The following is a 16,675-nucleotide window of genomic DNA, read 5'->3' on the forward strand; positions in this document are numbered from 1 at the left end:
ATGGTGTTTGATTATGAAGACATTCCAAAAATCTAAAATGATGTTGGCTCTGGCGTTCACGACCTTGCTTGGAGCCTGTGATGATGACTATGTTAAACCGGACGATGGCGTAAATGCTGCACCGGAACATGGTGGCGATATTGTTCGCACATATAATGAAGCCGATGCGTTTGAATTTCTGTACCTGCTTGGTACACCCGATGGCGCGAAAAATGGTGAAGGTATCGCCTTCGATCCGGATGGCGATATTCTTTACATTGACGGTTTTAGCTCTGATGCTGAAGATATGACCGGATTTGAATTTGAAGGCAATAAATTGGGCATTCGCCCATCGGCAATCGCGCCAAACCTAGATACCGGTGATACCTTAACGGTAAACTTTAGCTACAACATCAGTGATGGTGAAGCGGCCGTGCCTCGTACGATTACGGTCACGGTCATTGGTGAAGATTTCGCCCCGGTATTTGAAGATTTAACGGTAAGTTTTACCAAATTTGATGAACAGGGGATTGTCGATTTACTCGAAGGTGTCGTTGATGCTGATGGTGAAGCGCTGTCGATTTCTGGTTTTACGGCCGATGCAGCGAACAAGTTCGATATTCACAGCCTTGATGGCTCAGTATTGACCTTAGATATTGCTAGCATCAGTGAGCAAATTGCATTAGGTGAAACGGTTTCTTTGGTGTTCAATTATGATGTTGAAGATCATAACCACAGCTTACCTCGCAAGGCGACGATTAACATTCGTGGTGTCCGCCCTGAACCATTACCGCCAGAAGTGGTAATGACCTATGAAGGGAACCTGACAAACAATGACGACATGGTTTATGTCGATTTTGCCGACGAAAAATACACAGTTGAGTGGAACGGTGATCCGATCCTTGTCGATGTGGATAGCATCATGCCTGTTGATGGCGGTCCAGCACTTATGTTCAATAAGTCTTCTGGTTCCGTACTCGTCATTGACCCGGTTGATTTTTCCAAGTATGTCGCAGCAAACGGTGATATGGCGAGTTGGGAATACAGCTTTAACCTGACGGATGGTGAAGAAGGCGAAACTGCCGGGCATGTAGTTGAAAGCAGTTTTGTAATCAACTTTACCCGTCAAGAGCCAACAAGTCTGTTAACCAACGGTGGTTTTGAGTCCGGTGATTTAACTGGCTGGACAGTAGCGGATTCAAGTTTGGTTTCGGTTGTGGCAACCGGTGATGCATCCGAGGGAGCATATCAATTAGAAGCGTCCGGTGAAACAACCATCAAGCAAAGCTTTGATGTGCAACCAGGTGGCGCTTATTACGTACGTCAGACCGATCGCATCGGTAACTGGGGCCGTTATAGTGCTTGGATCAATGGTGGCGAAGTACCGGTTTATCAATCCTGGGGATTCCATCCTCCATTTGTTGGTGGCGCTGAAGTCCCTTGGAAAGAGCATAACACCAATGTTACGTCATTTGTGCTGGCAAGCGATGATGCCACCACGTCACGTGAACTGACTTTGGGTACGTCTTTGATTAGCCTGGACGATGTTTTTGCCGGTCGATTCTCATCGGATCCGGTCAACAATGCCGTGTATCAATCAGGTAGCAACAACGTTAACTTTGAAGACGGTACATTAGGCGCTTGGACCGGCGGCAATATTGCGATTGAATCGGTAACGCCAATTAATGGCTTACACAGTTTACGTGCAACCGGTTGGGCTGCTGCGAACCTTGCGTTGCCTAAAGGCACCATTGAAAATGGTAAAAAGTACCTGTTGCGCCTAATCGTGGTTGCCAAAAAACATGACGGGAATGGATTTAGTCCTATCACGCTGAACCTGTTTGACACCAATGAAGGTGAAGTGACGTCTGTCTTTGGTGATGATCTGCAATCACAAATCCAACCACGTACGCGCAATATGGTGAATCATCCATTAGATGAAGTGTTTGTAATTGAACAATTCATTAATGTCGACGCCTATAACAGCATCACCGACTGGAATGAACGCGGTGTAACCATTCAGTTCAAACCAAGTCTTTGGAGTGGTAACGGTGACTTTATTGTTGATGATGTTCAGCTAGTCGAAGTTGAATAACCGAGCGTTAAGCCTACTTGCACTCTCCCCCTTGTTTTGGCAAGGTTGTGCAAGCTGGCATTAAATTGAAAAGCCCTTTGCCGCACGCCTAGGGCTTTTTTTATCAATATAGATAACAAAAAAAACATTAGTGATGTAAATGAATAACACACCCATCCAATCCATTCTCATCGTTGGCGGTGGTAGCGCCGGTTGGTTGACCGCTGGTATTTTAGCCGCGACACATCAACAACGTATTCGTCAAAAGCAATTAACCATCACCTTGGTGGAATCTGCTGACATAGCGACGATTGGCGTCGGTGAAGGTACCTGGCCAACTATGCCAGATACGATGCAAAAGCTTGGCATTGACGAACGGGATCTTTTTCGCCATGTCCCTATGTCCTTTAAACAAGGTTCGCAATTTATTAACTGGCATAGCGAACATGCCGAGTCGTCGTACTTACATCCTTTTGATGTGCCGCCGGGCGCTGTCGAAGGCGATTTGTCGAGGCTTTGGTTACAGCAAAATACAGCTCAGCCATTTAGCCAATATATAAGCATTCAACATGCAACCTGTGCGCTCGGTTTAGCACCAAAAACAACCCAGCAGGGTAGCTACGATGCGTATTTAAATTATGGCTATCATCTCGATGCCAGAGCATTTGCCAAATACCTCAAACACCATTGTATGGACAAGCTTGGGGTGGAGCATCGGATCGCCAACATTAAAAAGGTCAATGTTGGCGCAGATAAAACCATTACGTCGTTAGATACCGACACTGATGAACGACTTCATGCGGATTTGTTTATTGATTGCTCTGGGATCAAAGCGTTGTTATTAGGACAGGCACTGTCAGTCAAGAATATTGATGTCAGTGATACCTTGTTTTGTGACCGGGCACTAACGGCACAAATCCCAGAGCAGCACTCGCCAATCGCCTCGGTTACCCGTGCCAGCGCGCAAACAAGTGGATGGATTTGGGACATACCGGTACCGCAACGGCGTGGAATCGGTCATGTTTATTCATCAAGGCACATGGACTCTGCAGACGCATCAGGTGTGCTGGAACAATATATACGCTCGTCTTTCAGCTCGACTGCCAGCTCGACATATGAAATACGCGAGATAGCCTTTAATCCCGGTTACAAAGAGCAGTTTTGGGTAGGCAACTGTCTGGCAATCGGATTGGCTGCCGGCTTTATTGAACCGTTGGAAGCATCGGCTTTGGTGATGATCGAACTCTCGGCAAATATGCTGGCCGAACAATTGCCCGTTGATCAGTCGGAAATGCCAATTATTGCCAAACGCTTCAATCAGACCTTTCATTATCGCTGGCAACGCGTAATTGAATTTTTAAAACTGCATTATGTGTTAAGTGAACGACAATCGCGTTTTTGGCTGGATCATCGCGACCCACAAACAATACCAGAACGTCTTAAAGAGCTATTACAGTTGTGGCGTCATCGGGTGCCATCGTTATTGGATTTTGACCGCAATGGTGAGATTTTTCAGGCAGCCAGCTATCAATATGTTTTGTACGGTAGTGGTTATCCAACACAGTTACAGCAATCTCTCCCTCAGGACAAAGTTCAGCAATTGCTTGCGCAAATCGAGACGACTAAACACAACCAATTACAATTACAATCGGGTTTGCCACGCAATCGTCAATGGCATGACGTTTTCATGGCTCACCTGGCGTAAGACCACCACCTATTGTTAAAACATCAATAATAGAAGAGCAAACGTATGATTATTAAAAAAATGACAATGCGCAACGTTGACCGCTTGGTTCGTATTCTTATTGCTACGACTATTTTTTTGCTAAGTACCTCGGTTACTAAGGCGCAGCAGCAGCAACAGCAACCGCAAAACCTGAACCAGACCACAGATTACTTTATTGCCGGACAATCTAACACGCCATGGCAGTTTAGCCTGCAATTTGGTCAGGTTATTTTGGAAAATCAGACCGGTAAAACGGCCAAAGGAAGTTTAAAAGCGCAAAAGGCAACTCGCAATGTTGAAGGGGATGCCCTGCGGTTAACCTGGAAACCCAAAGGGGTTAAAAATGAATGGGGCACTGAAGATAAAAACGTGATGACTGCCAACATCACTAATACGCAAAGATTTGCAAATTTACTGCCTTATCAAGACAAAGGGGTTCTTTTGATCGACATAAAAGTCAATAAAGCCCCGAATAAAAATGTCGAAATTACCATGGAATGTAACTGGGACTGGCAATGTCGTAGTACGTTTCCTTTGAAAAATGCCCTTAAACGCTTGCCTAAAGGGGAGTGGACTATGTTGCCAATTCCGTTAAGTTGCTTTAAACGCGCTGATTTTGATTTTAGTAAAGTGACGTCGCCATTTATGCTTTATACCGGTGGTAAAATGGATCTTGAAATCAACAACGTCAGGGTAGTGCAGACCGAAAATTCATTGAGTTGTGGCTAGCTACTCAAAAAACACGGCAATTGAATATATTTAATTGTTAACAATATGGCGTGGTTAAGGTAACATCAGAGCTAATTAGAAGAAGTACCGTAATTTAAAAACAATAAACACGGTTTTATTTGGGGAAGAATATGAAATCAGTAAGCCATAGTGTCTACTTTTGTGCCATGGTGGTGGCGTTTGGGGCATTTATTCTGGGGTTAGATGCCGCATTAATTTCTGGAACGATTAAATATGTTTCAAAGGAATTTTCACTATCGGATATGGAAGTTGGCGCCATGGTGAGTGCGCCTGGTCTGGCGGTATTGTTTGCGCTGATGATCACCGGTTATATTTGTGATCAAATTGGCCGTAAAAAAACCTTAATTGGCATTTCTTTTATTTATATTTTCTCGGCAATCACGTCTACATTTGCGCCAAACTATGAAACATTAGTTGTCGCGCGTTTTGTTGGAGGATTTGCCTTTACCTCATTATCGGTCGCTGCCATGTACATTGGCGAAATCGCCCCGTCGAAAATCCGCGGAAAATTGGTTTCCATCGTTCAAGTCAGCATCGTTGTTGGTTTCTCGGCAGCTTATTTTATTAATTACGGGATTTTAATGTTATCCCAGTCGGATTTAACCTGGGTGTCTAGCTTAGCCATCGATACACAAACCTGGCGCTGGATGTTAGGCGTCGAAATTATTCCGGCAATTATCTGGTTCGCATTATTATTCAAGATCCCAAAAAGCCCTCGCTGGTTAATCATGAAGGGTCAGGAAGCGGAAGCGAAAGAAATTATTGCCAATTTTGACCATGATCTATCACCGGAAGAGGAAGTGGCACAGGTTAAACACAGCCTGGAAATCGATCCTGCCAGTAAATCCTTTATTGCATCCTTTAAGGCACTATTTTCAACCAAGCTCAGAAAAGCCGTTATCGTTGCTCTGACCATTGCGATTGTCCAACAAGCCACAGGCATCAATGCCATTTTATTCTACGCGCCAACAGTATTCGAACAAATTGGTGTGGGTACCGATGCCGCATTTTTAAATGCCGTCGTGGTCGGTGTGGTAGGCGTTGCCTTTACCATCGTCGCGATACTTTTAATCGATAAAGTGGGCCGCAGGCCGTTGCTGATGTCAGGGTTAATCTTGGCCAGCATCAGTTTATTTGTCTGCCATATCGGCTTTAAACAGGCGACCTATCAGCTGACATCGGAACAAATCATAGAAGTAAAAAATGAGCATGGTATTGAAGGAATATCCCATATGGCGGATATCACCTTTGAGACAGATATAGAATTTAAAGCGGCGCTTCGCAAAAATATGTCAGAATCAGAGCTTCGAGCAGCAGAAAGCATTCTGTTGCAAAATGCAACCAACATTAATGTTGCCGTCGTGATGACGGGCATTATGTTATTTATTATTGCTTTCCACTACTCACTGGGGCCAATTTTATGGGTGTTGTTCTCAGAGATATTCCCGACCGGCGTGCGCGGTGTTGCGATACCGGTATTTGCCTTTATCAGTTCTATGGTCAGCTATTTCGTACAACAGTTTTTCCCATGGCTATTGAATAATGTTGGTGCCGCCGATGTATTTATGTTTTATGCCGTCAGTGGTGTTGTTGGCTTTATCTGCTTATACAAACTGTTGCCAGAGACAAAACACAAAACCATTGAAGAAATTGAAGCACAATTGGTGGCAAATTAATGGGAAAAGTCATTATTGCTAGAGAGATGATTTATGTCTGAAAACAAATTAAGCCTCGCCAGTCAACGTGCCATTGAGCGCGGTTACGATCAAAAAGGACCTGAGTGGCTTACCGAATTTGATATTAGTCCGTTAAAAGGCGATTTCGCCTTTGAAGAAGGGGTCATTCGTCGCGATCCTACCTCGGTGCTACTGGTCGATGGTCTGTACCATTGCTGGTATACCAAAGGCAGCGGTGAAACCGTAGGTTTTGGTAGTGCAAACCCTGAAGATAAAGTATTTCCCTGGGATTTAACCGAAGTCTGGCATGCAACATCAAAAGATGCCGAAACCTGGGAAGAGCAGGGCGTAGCCATTAGTCGCGGACCTGCAGGAAGTTATGACGACCGTGCAGTGTTTACGCCTGAAATTTTGGCGCATGGCGGTAAATATTATCTGGTTTATCAAACGGTTCAATATCCTTATACCAATCGTCAGTATGAAGAAATTGCGCTAGCTGAAGCCGACTCGCCGTTTGGTCCCTGGAAAAAATCACCGGGCCCTATTTTATCACCATCAAAAGACGGTTCCTGGAAAGGTGATGAAGATAATCGTTTTCACGTCTATGAGAAGGGGAGCTTTGATAGTCATAAGGTTCATGATCCGTGCATTTTGTTCTTTAACGATAAGTTTTATCTGTATTACAAAGGCGAAACCATGGGCGAAACCATGAATTTTGGCGGACGGGAAATTAAACACGGTGTCGCCATCGCTGATGATATTCATGGCCCTTATGTAAAATCAGAATACAACCCGATTTCCAATAGTGGCCATGAAGTCGTGGTTTGGAATTATCAAGGCGGTATCGCCACCATGTTAACCACCGACGGCCCTGAGAAAAACACCATTCAGTTTGCCAAAGACGGCATTAATTTTGAGATCAAAGCGCATATTAAAGGTGGCCCCGAGGCTGTAGGGTTATTTCGCCCAGCGCAAGAGTTGCCAGAGCCAGGCCTGGATTGGGGCTTATGCCATAAATACGACCCAAGCTGGAACTGGAATTACATCTGCAAATTCAAACCGCGTAAACAGATACTCGATGCTGGTACGTTTCAAAATACGGCATAGTGCACATCAAGGGGTCAGAGTTGTTGAAAATCAACAACTCTGACCCCTTGATTGTTATCGGTTTAATCTCAAGTCAAAACGGGACCAGCAAGGTCCCGTTTTTGTGTTCGATGTTTCTTATTTAATTAAATACAATGAATTAATTGCAGGTTGACTCACTCCTTTGAACCTTTAGTATGGAAGTTGGCAGGGTGAGGATAGCTTCTGCTTAATTCGGTATTGCTTTGGTCATAACAAATGATACGTGCTTGTTCAGTGATGCCTCATGTGATTAAGGATTAAATGGGTCTGTAATGTCGACTTACCCCATTTTCGTGGACACACTACAATTGTTGTAGGAATACAACAGGAGGTGTTTATGACAAAGGGTAAAAGTTACAAACGATATCCTGCCGAATTTAAGAAGATGGCCTTACTTAGAACATCCGAAGATGGAAAGACTGACAAGTCCGTGTGTGATGAACTAGGTATCAGCGTTTTCATTTTCAATTGCGCAGGTAAAGGTAATGGCTGACCGACTGTTTATAGCACAAATTTGACGCTAATAGATTGAAAAGGTTAATGTCTTCTTAGAGCTGTGAGTTCAGAAATTTTTCAAAAGAAAATTGAAGAGTCTTAAACAAAATAAACTGTTAAACACTACTATGGAAAGAGAAACAAAATTAGAGAAACGAGCAGTCCAAGTCTTATGCATATTATTTGGACCGTCTTTAATACTGACTCCTGAGCTAGGTATGTTTCTCTTGGCGACTTTTGTAACACCTACCTCTATATTTGAATGGAATCCTTGGTATTACCCATTAGGTTTTGTTTCTGCAGTGTCAGTTCTAATGCTAGCAGCTCGATCATACAAATACTCAACTTCAACAGCAGCATATATCTGGTTTTTTCAAGCAATTTACTGCTTTTCATGGGTAGTAGGCAAACTATATATTTATAATCAAGGTTTGATTTTATCGCTTTGGTTTATCGTTTGTGGTGCCATATCTCTGTTTGTTTCTTTTTGCCTATATCGTAACAAACAAACTATGGTAGGACATCATACTTAACACAGTGCTATAACCACGGTATTAAGCTGCCCAGATTCAGAAAATTACGTCAATCTCTCTACTAAGCGCAGCGTTCGGATCAAAAGTCACAGTATATTAGCAACTCCTAACGGGCAGCTATTGGCACATAAGAGACCATGCCCAAGATACCGTGTAGTGTCACGGTATGACGCGAAAGCCCGTTCTTTCTTCCACCTCCCACTTTCCACCAGCGAAGCTTACCTCTACAGCTTATATTCAGGCTTTACTCAACTGCGCCGCAATCTTACCAGCCGTTTGTTTTACCTGCGCTTCAACGCTGTCTTTATCCAGATTTTTGATTAACGTGGTACTCAGGCTCGGTATGGTTAATGCCGCAATGACTTTATCCGCAACCGCGCCAACAATGGCTGAGTATTCGTATACGCCATCGGCAAGCTCGCTACTGGCGCTGTATATGCCGGTTTCAGCGATAGTTTGCCAACGCTTGTTTAAAGAGTTTTTCTGTTTGTCAGTATAGGTTTCATAGCTTGCTTCTCGCGCCAATATCATCGCCTTTACGTCTTCATTACTGTGGGCAAGTAAGACATTTCCGGGCACGGAATTGAGAGTTGAGAATAACGAACCTTCGCGAACATTTAAGGATACTGGCGAGGGACTATTCGCATGAATAAGTACCATGGTCTGGCTTTGGTACAGGATTGACAAATAACAGGAAACTCCAAGTTTTACCGCTAAATCTTCCATATGTGGCAGGGCAACCTGACGAATTAGTGCGATTGGCTCGATACCATGGGAGAGATTGTATAACTTTAGCGAGATTCGATAGCCGGCGCTGGCTTCCTCTCTGATCAGATAACCACGACCTTCCAGATTCACCAAAATTCGATAGATTTCATTGGCACTGCGGCCCAAGCCTTGGGCGATTTCTGCCTGGGTCAATGGCCGCGTCTGGGACGCTAAAAATTCCAATACATCAAGGGCTTTATCCAAAGCGGGAACCGCATAACGGACGGGTTTTACTAATAATTCCTTCATGTTTTCTTAGGCCATTTACATCAGATAATTATTGAGCTTACCATTCATATATAAATATTTCATTTAAATTTGAATGTGTTTTTTTCCTCAATTAAAGTGAAGCCTTAATGAGGCATAAACAGGGCATAAACAAAAAGACAATACCAATGCCTAATGTAAAAAAAGCGCTAACAAAAGCGCTAACAAAAGCGCCAAAGCAAATACAATGAGACCGAACGGGAGTGAAGATGACAAACAATAATGGCAGCAGTCGCATCTTGAGTGACGAGCAAGTGCAAGACTTTCATCGCGACGGATACGTGATCGCAAAGGGATTTTACAGCCCGCAGGAAATAGCGCGCCTTCAGGAAAAGGCGTTTAATGATGCGAATTTATATACCAACGCCTGGGATAAAAAGGATGCTTCTGGCACCGTCAGTAAAGTCAGCCTTTGGCAGGATTTAGGCGATGACCTATACAGTATGTTCTCTCGCGGCCGCCGTCTTGCAGATTCCTGCGAGAAAATTCTCGGCGAGCCGGTATTTCATACAACCACGAAAATCATGATGAAAGAGCCGTTCGTAGGCGGCGCCTGGGAATGGCATCAGGATTATGGCTATTGGGCCAATGATAATTATCATCTGTACCCGAAGCTTGTTAGCTGCATGATCGCGATTAACAAAGCCACGGTTGAAAATGGCTGTCTGGAAGTGCTTAAAGGTTCGCACCATATTGGCCGCATTAATCATAACGCAACCGGCGATCAAAAAGGCGCCGATATGGTTTTTGTTGAAGAGGCATTGAAGCACCATGAGTTGGTCAAAGTTGAACTTGAACCCGGTGATACCTTGTTCTTTCACTGTAACCTATTGCACAAATCCAATCAGAATAAATCCAGCGAACCACGCTGGGCGATGATCCCGGCCTATTGCGCTGACAGTGCTAAACCTTTTAAAGAAAACTCGTTGATCTATCGACCACTTGATAAAGTGGAAGACGATGCCATTCTTGCCTGGCAGGAATAGCGATAACGCAATAAGGAGCGCATGGCTCGCACTGACAGCTAGCTTAAATAAGTAATCAAAGCTAACTGCTGGTGCGGCCAGGCCAATCATCCCTTGATGACAAATTAATATTACTTTTGCCAGTTAATTACGTATTTTTGCTTAAAGTGAAGCAATATTATGTTGTTTATCCGTGAGCGATAACCCGTTAACACATAACTCGTTCATATAAAGCGAGCTATCGAAAAACAAAGATTTAATATTGAGGGAATGGCAATGAGCAAGAGCGTGTTACCCGATGCGTTTCAAGAGGCCCGAAATGGTAAAGGTTTCGGCACCGTTGATGATCAAAACGATCCCGTGACTATGGTTCTGGGATTAAAAGATGTGCGCAAATGTGCCCATAACTGGAAAACCTTCCAAAGTGGTGGCGAGGAAGTCGGGCGTATCGTTGTTCCTTCAGAAGTTGCTATTCGTGATACCCGACAAATTCCGTTTGAAGTCGATCCCCCTGAACACGCAAATTACCGAGCTATTGTAGAGCCTTGGTTTAAACGGCCACTAGAGGCCGACTATCAGGCAAGCTTAAAAGCCATCATCGATGAGCTAATTGACGAAGTGCTGGCAAAAGACAGTGTTGAAGTGGTTGCCGATTTTTCCCTGAAACTTCAATCCCGAGCGTTGACCTTACTGTTGAATATTCCTTATGAGGAAGCTCAGGTTTGGATTAACTGGGGAACCCATGTATTTCGCAGTGACGATACTGCGCTAGACGCAGACAAAGCCAATATCCTCTACGACTATATCGACCAACAGATTGATAAAGCGATAGCAAATCCCGGTGAAGACTTATATTCGGTACTACTAGACAGTGAAGTGAATGGTCGTAAGCTCAGCAAAGAAGAAGTTAAAGGGGTAATGATCCTGACCTTTGCTGGCGGCCGCGATACAGTTATCAATGCGGTTACCAATTCCATCGCTTATTTTGCCGAAAGCCCAGAGTCTCTTAACCGTTTACAAAATGAGCCTGAGATCACCGGTAAAGCGGTGGAAGAGTTAATTCGTTATTTTTCACCGCTTACTCACATGGGGCGAGTCGTAACCGAAGATACTCAGGTATGTGAGCACGCCGTTAAAGCGAATTCGAGAATTTCCTTGTGTTGGGCATCGGCAAACCGAGACGAGCGGGTATTTGAAAATGCCAATGAGGTGGTTCTTGACCGTAAGATTAATCCGCATGTAGGGTTTGGTTTTGCCACCCATAATTGTCTTGGCGCTACCCATGCACGACAAATCATGAATATTCTTCTCACGTCTTTATCGGCTAAAGTTAAAAATATCGATATTCTCTATCATCAGGACAATATCGAAGATTGGCAGGAATTTCAGCGCAAGGTTGGCTTTGAACAGCTAACCGTTTCGTTCCGTTAATATAAGAGAGACAAATAAAATGGCAAAAATAACCTTTATTACCTCTGACAATGAAAAGATTGAAGTTGAAGGTGAATCTGGCTCGGTAATGGAGCTGGCGGTAGAAAATGGCGTAGAAGGTATCGACGGTGATTGTGGTGGCGTCTGTTCTTGCGCAACCTGTCATGTGCATGTTGCCAGCGAAGATATGGCTAAAGTCGGTCCTGCTGGAGAAATTGAGCAGGATATGCTGGAGCTGGATGATAACTTTAATGAGCGCAGTCGTTTGTGCTGTCAGATTGAAATCAGTGATGATATCGATGGCATCACACTGAATGTTGCGCATTAATTCTGGCTAGTCATATCATGAATCAATCTCATTGTTGTGTCATTATTGGCGCCAGTCACGCTGGGGTGAATCTGGCTTTTGCGTTGCGCAAAGAAGGCTGGCAAGGGTCTATCAAATTAATTGATGCAGATCCGCATCTGCCTTATCACCGTCCACCGTTATCAAAAGGCTTTTTAACTGAAACGCCGGTTGATGGTCGTGAACCGATTGAAAAAATCCAGTTAAAACCTATTGCCAGTTATGAGAAAAATGACATCGAATTAATGTTGGGGCTACGGGTCGAAAGCATCGATGCTGACGCGCAGCAACTAACTCTGACTAACGGTGAAACCCTTAGCTTCACAAAGCTGGTATTGGCAACCGGGGCACGGCCTTTTATGCCACCGATTGATGGATTGCAGGACGCCAAAAATCTGTTTCCACTAAGAACGGCCACTGACGTCATCGACATCAAGACAGCCCTGACAAATGGTAATAAAAACGTGGTGATCATAGGTGGCGGCTACATCGGGCTGGAAACCGCCGCATCATTGCGAAAACTGGGGCATCAGGTAACCGTGTTGGAGCGGGAAAGTCGTATCCTAGCGCGGGTAACATCGCCACAATTATCGGCATTTTTCACCGAGCTTCATCAGCAACATGGTGTCGAGGTGCTAACCGATAAAGACGTAGTAAAAATAACTACCGACGACAAAGGTTGTAATCAAATCCCAAATCAGATCATTTGTGCAGATGGCAGCCAATTTTCAGCCGATATTATTATTGTCGGTGTTGGTATTCGAGTAAATAGCGAGCTTGCCGCTGCTGTAGGTCTTAAAATTGAGCATGGTGGTATCAAGGTAGATAGGAGCGCTAAAACCAGCTTTGATAATATCTATGCGATTGGTGATTGCAGTTATCACTTTAACCCTTACTACCAGCGATTTGTACGATTAGAATCGGTTCAAAATGCCGTGGATCAGGCAAAAATCGCGGCTCAATCTATCTGTGGCAAAGAGGCCGAATATAACGCCGTTCCGTGGTTTTGGTCCGATCAATACCATGTTAAATTGCAAATGGTGGGGGTGGGTACAGGGTATACCGATATCATCGAGCGCATTGAACGAGACGATAATTCAAAACGTTCACTGTGGTATTTTAAAGAGCAACAACTGCTTGGTGTTGACGCGGTAAATCATTCCAAAGCCTATGTGCTGGGAACGCGGTTTATCAAAGCTGGTATCATCGTCAATAAACAAAAGCTTGCTGATACCTGTATTGATTTAAATGCAGAGAATGTTACCCGCTAACATTCAGGAATTCATAGCAACGAAAATGCTGTGCTTTAGTTTACTCAGAAGCTGTTGGCTTTTCGTTGCTGCTATCAACAATCGTATCGGTTGATGCATTGGCGCTGTCATCGGTCAGTTTCTCTCGCTCAGCTTTGGCAACATAGCCTTTATTCTGGCTCTTATTCTGCAGTTTTTTATTGGCCTTTTTCTTTTTGGCCATCAAAATACTTTTGATTTTCTTTTTACGGTTCATGGTAGCACCACTGAGTCGTTGCAATCGGTTATCTAAAGCGTGCGATTGTACGTTAATTGCGACGTTGCACCAAGAAAAAAGGCAACCGCGGATATTCAGCGATTGCCTTCTATGATTGAACTAGGTGTAGTTTAGAGGCTGATCACACATCGTATGTGGTTGATGATGTATCGCCACCACGTCCGGTCCAGTTGGTATGGAAAAACTCACCGCGAGGCTTATCTTTGCGCTCATAGGTATGGGCGCCAAAATAGTCACGTTGTGCCTGCAACAAGTTTGCGGGTAAGTCTTTACAACGGTAGCCATCGAAATAGCTTAATGCAGACGCCAGACAGGGAATGGAAATTCCTGCTAATGTGGCTTCACTAACTACTTTACGCCAGCCTGGTTGCGCAGCTTTTATCGCCTGATTAAAGTAATCATCCAACAACAGGTTATCAATCTCTGGGTTTTTATCGTAAGCGTTCTTGATGTCATCTAAAAATACGCTGCGGATAATACAGCCGCCGCGCCACATTAGCGCGATCGCGCCATAATCCAGTTCCCAGCCAAAATCTTCAGAAGCTTGCTTCATCAGGGCATAACCTTGTGCATAGGACACCATTTTCGAAGCCAAAAGGGCGTCTTTTAAGGCATCGATAAAGGCTTCTTTATCACCCGAGAATGGCTCGGTAACACTTTCGATAATGCCAGAAGCAATTACCCGTTGTTCTTTTTGCGCGGATAGACAGCGTGCAAAAACGGCTTCGCCGATTAAGGTTAACGGCGTACCTAAGTGCAATGCGGTGACACCGGTCCACTTGCCGGTACCTTTTTGCCCGGCGGTATCAAGGATGACATCAATCAGCGGCTTTCCATCTTCTTTGTAAGCCATAATATCGGCAGTGATATCAATCAGGTAACTACTCAGTTCGGTTTGTTTCCAGTCGGCCAATACGTTTGCCATTTCATCAACGGATAATCCCAGAACGTCACGCATCAGAATATACGCTTCGCAGATCAGCTGCATATCACCATATTCGATGCCGTTGTGGACCATTTTTACAAAATGACCAGCACCGCCATTACCTACCCAGTCACAACAAGGAACATCCCCGTTCACTTTCGCGGCAATCGATTGAAAGATAGGTTTTACCTGTGGCCAGGCCGCTTTCGAACCGCCAGGCATAATTGATGGGCCTAATAGTGCCCCTTCTTCACCACCGGATACACCGGTGCCGATATACAGAAAACCTTTTTCTTCAAGATATTTAGTACGACGGTCAGAATCTTCAAACTGGCTGTTGCCACCGTCGATAAGAATGTCGCCTTCGCTAAGGTATGGGATCAATTGTTCAATGGTGGCATCCACGGCACTGCCGGCTTTTACCATCAACATAATTTTTCTTGGCGCAGCAAGGGAATTTACAAATTCTTCAATGCTATAAGCACCGCGAATGGTTTTGTCTTTGGCGCGATCATTGACGAACCGGTCGACTTTTTGCGTTGTACGGTTATACGCGGTTACCGTAAAACCTTTGGAAGCCATGTTTAAAATCAGGTTTTCGCCCATTACGGCCAGGCCAATCACACCAATATCTGATTGCTGTTTTAAGGTCATAAGAATCTATCCAATTTTTTCGAGTTTAATCGGGTAGGATTGACCTGCACGCCATTGTCCTACATACATATTGCCATCGTCATCGATGCAAATACCATGCGGGTGGTTAAAGATATCCCAGGTCGTTGCCATCGGTTGTAATTGATTATTCCTATATTCAGGCTTACCAGCGCCTAAATTTACAACAAGGTTGTTGTTGTTATCAAAAATGCTGATAAACCCAGAGTTATCGACATTTTTTCCATCGATATCCGACCAACATACGGATGTTACGAAATAATCTTTTGCAAACACCGGACCATGAACCCATGCTCCAGGGGTGTCTATCTTACCCTGATATTTACCTTCTAAGGAAAATAATTTTAGACATTGTTCTGCCCGAGAGCTAATGATTAGTTGTGGCGAATCTGGATTTCTTCGATCAATGGCTATTCCGTGGGCATTGGCAAGATTGTGGTCACTATCGACATTGTCGTGACCACCAAAGTGAGATAGATAACGCCCTTGTTTATCATAGCGGATCACATAGTCCGAGCCATATCCGTCGCAGACATAAATATCTCCATTGTTGTGTATCGCAATATCGGTGGGACGATACGGCATATCCGGTGTGTATATTCCGATGGTTTGAGGGTGAGACAACGTAAAAATAAGTACCCCATCGAGGGTTAATTTGGCAATAAAACCGGATTGGGCGATGACCTTATTGGTCGGAGAATCCCACGCGTCGGTCGATATACCGTCCCATTTCCGATTACTGATCCAGCCGCTGTCTACCAAATAGATAAATTCATCATCACCTTCTTGGACAATTTCAATGGCATGGGCGCCGGGAAACATTTTACCAAAGGCATCTATCAACTGGCCTTCGCAATCATAAACAATGATCTGGTTATCGGGGTGATCCGTGACCATGTAAATGCGTTTGTTGCTATCGATTGCAAAATCATGACAGTTTTCTACCGGGTATTGATCACGATCTAAAATACCCCAGCGATTATTTACGCGATAGGTAAATGCACCTTCACCGATAATTTTATGATGGGGATCTATGCCATTTTCAGGCAGGGCAATATGGCTGCTCATATAACGTCCTTTGATGAAATTATTAGGGTATGACCCCGATTAGGCTTAGCATTTTCTGCGCACAACATGGCAAATACCTTTTCGAGGTTTAAGGTGCTTTTTTGCAAAATAGTGATAACGCAATGCCAGTCCAAGGGAACTGGCGAGGGCATAACTTAAAAAGTTTCTGCCGCACCCATATGTGCGAGTGACAAAGGATAGAATATCGGCATACAAAAGTGCATGACGAAACAATGTAACCTTTCAATGCAAATAATTGTTTAATGTTAACAATGTGTGGAGATTACAGCAAATAGCGCCGAATGCCAAATAACCTGACAGCAGATTGGTCAACTGGTCCAACTT

The 16,675-nt window shown here is 44.2% G+C and carries 13 protein-coding genes and 1 pseudogene; 10 read left to right on the forward strand and 4 right to left on the reverse strand.

From position 1 onward, the window contains the following. Positions 1-13: 13 nt before the first annotated feature. The 6 genes and pseudogenes from FE810_RS09660 to FE810_RS09685 all read left to right on the forward strand — a co-directional run. Positions 14-2,074, forward strand: a complete 2,061-nt coding sequence (locus tag FE810_RS09660; RefSeq protein WP_138319846.1) for an Ig-like domain-containing protein — start codon at positions 14-16, stop codon at positions 2,072-2,074. Between the two features lie 139 nt (positions 2,075-2,213). Further along, positions 2,214-3,758 carry a tryptophan halogenase family protein gene (locus FE810_RS09665; RefSeq protein WP_138319847.1) on the forward strand — a complete coding sequence of 515 codons (1,545 nt, stop codon included), beginning with the start codon at positions 2,214-2,216 and terminating at the stop codon, positions 3,756-3,758. A 45-nt stretch (positions 3,759-3,803) separates the two neighbouring features. After that, entirely contained in the window at positions 3,804-4,508 is a 705-nt protein-coding gene (locus FE810_RS09670) for a putative glycoside hydrolase (protein ID WP_138319848.1), read from the forward strand. A gap of 131 nt (positions 4,509-4,639) precedes the next feature. Further along, positions 4,640-6,205, forward strand: a complete 1,566-nt coding sequence (locus FE810_RS09675; RefSeq protein ID WP_138319849.1) for an MFS transporter — start codon at positions 4,640-4,642, stop codon at positions 6,203-6,205. Positions 6,206-6,238: 33 nt separating this feature from the next. After that, positions 6,239-7,312: a glycoside hydrolase family 117 protein gene (locus FE810_RS09680; RefSeq protein ID WP_138319850.1), complete on the forward strand. Its 1,074-nt coding sequence runs from the start codon at positions 6,239-6,241 to the stop codon at positions 7,310-7,312. Positions 7,313-7,670: 358 nt separating this feature from the next. Beyond that, positions 7,671-7,787 (forward strand): annotated as a pseudogene (locus tag FE810_RS09685) (transposase); the annotation flags it as partial. Positions 7,788-8,598: 811 nt separating this feature from the next. Here the strand turns inward: FE810_RS09685 and FE810_RS09690 are convergent. Beyond that, positions 8,599-9,378, reverse strand: coding sequence for an IclR family transcriptional regulator (locus tag FE810_RS09690; protein ID WP_138319851.1), 780 nt, complete (start codon positions 9,376-9,378; stop codon positions 8,599-8,601). A gap of 227 nt (positions 9,379-9,605) precedes the next feature. Here FE810_RS09690 and FE810_RS09695 point away from each other — a divergent pair, with 227 nt between their 5' ends. The 4 genes from FE810_RS09695 to FE810_RS09710 all read left to right on the forward strand — a co-directional run bounded on the left by FE810_RS09695 (position 9,606) and on the right by FE810_RS09710 (position 13,409). Beyond that, positions 9,606-10,382: a phytanoyl-CoA dioxygenase family protein gene (locus FE810_RS09695; protein ID WP_138319852.1), complete on the forward strand. Its 777-nt coding sequence runs from the start codon at positions 9,606-9,608 to the stop codon at positions 10,380-10,382. Positions 10,383-10,637: 255 nt separating this feature from the next. After that, entirely contained in the window at positions 10,638-11,792 is a 1,155-nt protein-coding gene (locus tag FE810_RS09700; RefSeq protein ID WP_138319853.1) for a cytochrome P450, read from the forward strand. Positions 11,793-11,811: 19 nt separating this feature from the next. Next, entirely contained in the window at positions 11,812-12,120 is a 309-nt protein-coding gene (locus FE810_RS09705; protein ID WP_138319854.1) for a 2Fe-2S iron-sulfur cluster-binding protein, read from the forward strand. A gap of 17 nt (positions 12,121-12,137) precedes the next feature. Beyond that, entirely contained in the window at positions 12,138-13,409 is a 1,272-nt protein-coding gene (locus tag FE810_RS09710; RefSeq protein WP_138319855.1) for an NAD(P)/FAD-dependent oxidoreductase, read from the forward strand. Positions 13,410-13,449: 40 nt separating this feature from the next. Here FE810_RS09710 and FE810_RS09715 read toward each other — a convergent pair whose 3' ends face one another. The 3 genes from FE810_RS09715 to FE810_RS09725 form a co-directional block, all read right to left on the reverse strand. Then, positions 13,450-13,644, reverse strand: a complete 195-nt coding sequence (locus tag FE810_RS09715) for a DUF2986 domain-containing protein (RefSeq protein WP_138319856.1) — start codon at positions 13,642-13,644, stop codon at positions 13,450-13,452. 142 nt (positions 13,645-13,786) lie between these two features. Then, positions 13,787-15,244 (reverse strand): decarboxylating NADP(+)-dependent phosphogluconate dehydrogenase, encoded by a 1,458-nt coding sequence (gene gnd / locus FE810_RS09720; RefSeq protein ID WP_138319857.1) that lies wholly within the window; start codon positions 15,242-15,244, stop codon positions 13,787-13,789. A 6-nt stretch (positions 15,245-15,250) separates the two neighbouring features. Next, on the reverse strand, positions 15,251-16,330 hold the full coding sequence (locus FE810_RS09725) for an NHL repeat-containing protein (RefSeq protein WP_138319858.1): 1,080 nt from the start codon (positions 16,328-16,330) through the stop codon (positions 15,251-15,253). Positions 16,331-16,675 lie beyond the last annotated feature (345 nt).

This window comes from Thalassotalea litorea (assembly GCF_005843925.1).
Lineage (GTDB): Bacteria > Pseudomonadota > Gammaproteobacteria > Enterobacterales > Alteromonadaceae > Thalassotalea_A > Thalassotalea_A litorea_A.

Coding starts and splice junctions, on each gene's coding strand:
- FE810_RS09660 (WP_138319846.1), top strand. CDS start 14: ATGAAGACATTCCAAAAATCTAAAATGATGTTGGCTCTGGCGTTCACG.
- FE810_RS09665 (WP_138319847.1), top strand. CDS start 2,214: ATGAATAACACACCCATCCAATCCATTCTCATCGTTGGCGGTGGTAGC.
- FE810_RS09670 (WP_138319848.1), top strand. CDS start 3,804: ATGATTATTAAAAAAATGACAATGCGCAACGTTGACCGCTTGGTTCGT.
- FE810_RS09675 (WP_138319849.1), top strand. CDS start 4,640: ATGAAATCAGTAAGCCATAGTGTCTACTTTTGTGCCATGGTGGTGGCG.
- FE810_RS09680 (WP_138319850.1), top strand. CDS start 6,239: ATGTCTGAAAACAAATTAAGCCTCGCCAGTCAACGTGCCATTGAGCGC.
- FE810_RS09690 (WP_138319851.1), bottom strand. CDS start 9,378: ATGAAGGAATTATTAGTAAAACCCGTCCGTTATGCGGTTCCCGCTTTG.
- FE810_RS09695 (WP_138319852.1), top strand. CDS start 9,606: ATGACAAACAATAATGGCAGCAGTCGCATCTTGAGTGACGAGCAAGTG.
- FE810_RS09700 (WP_138319853.1), top strand. CDS start 10,638: ATGAGCAAGAGCGTGTTACCCGATGCGTTTCAAGAGGCCCGAAATGGT.
- FE810_RS09705 (WP_138319854.1), top strand. CDS start 11,812: ATGGCAAAAATAACCTTTATTACCTCTGACAATGAAAAGATTGAAGTT.
- FE810_RS09710 (WP_138319855.1), top strand. CDS start 12,138: ATGAATCAATCTCATTGTTGTGTCATTATTGGCGCCAGTCACGCTGGG.
- FE810_RS09715 (WP_138319856.1), bottom strand. CDS start 13,644: ATGAACCGTAAAAAGAAAATCAAAAGTATTTTGATGGCCAAAAAGAAA.
- gnd (WP_138319857.1), bottom strand. CDS start 15,244: ATGACCTTAAAACAGCAATCAGATATTGGTGTGATTGGCCTGGCCGTA.
- FE810_RS09725 (WP_138319858.1), bottom strand. CDS start 16,330: ATGAGCAGCCATATTGCCCTGCCTGAAAATGGCATAGATCCCCATCAT.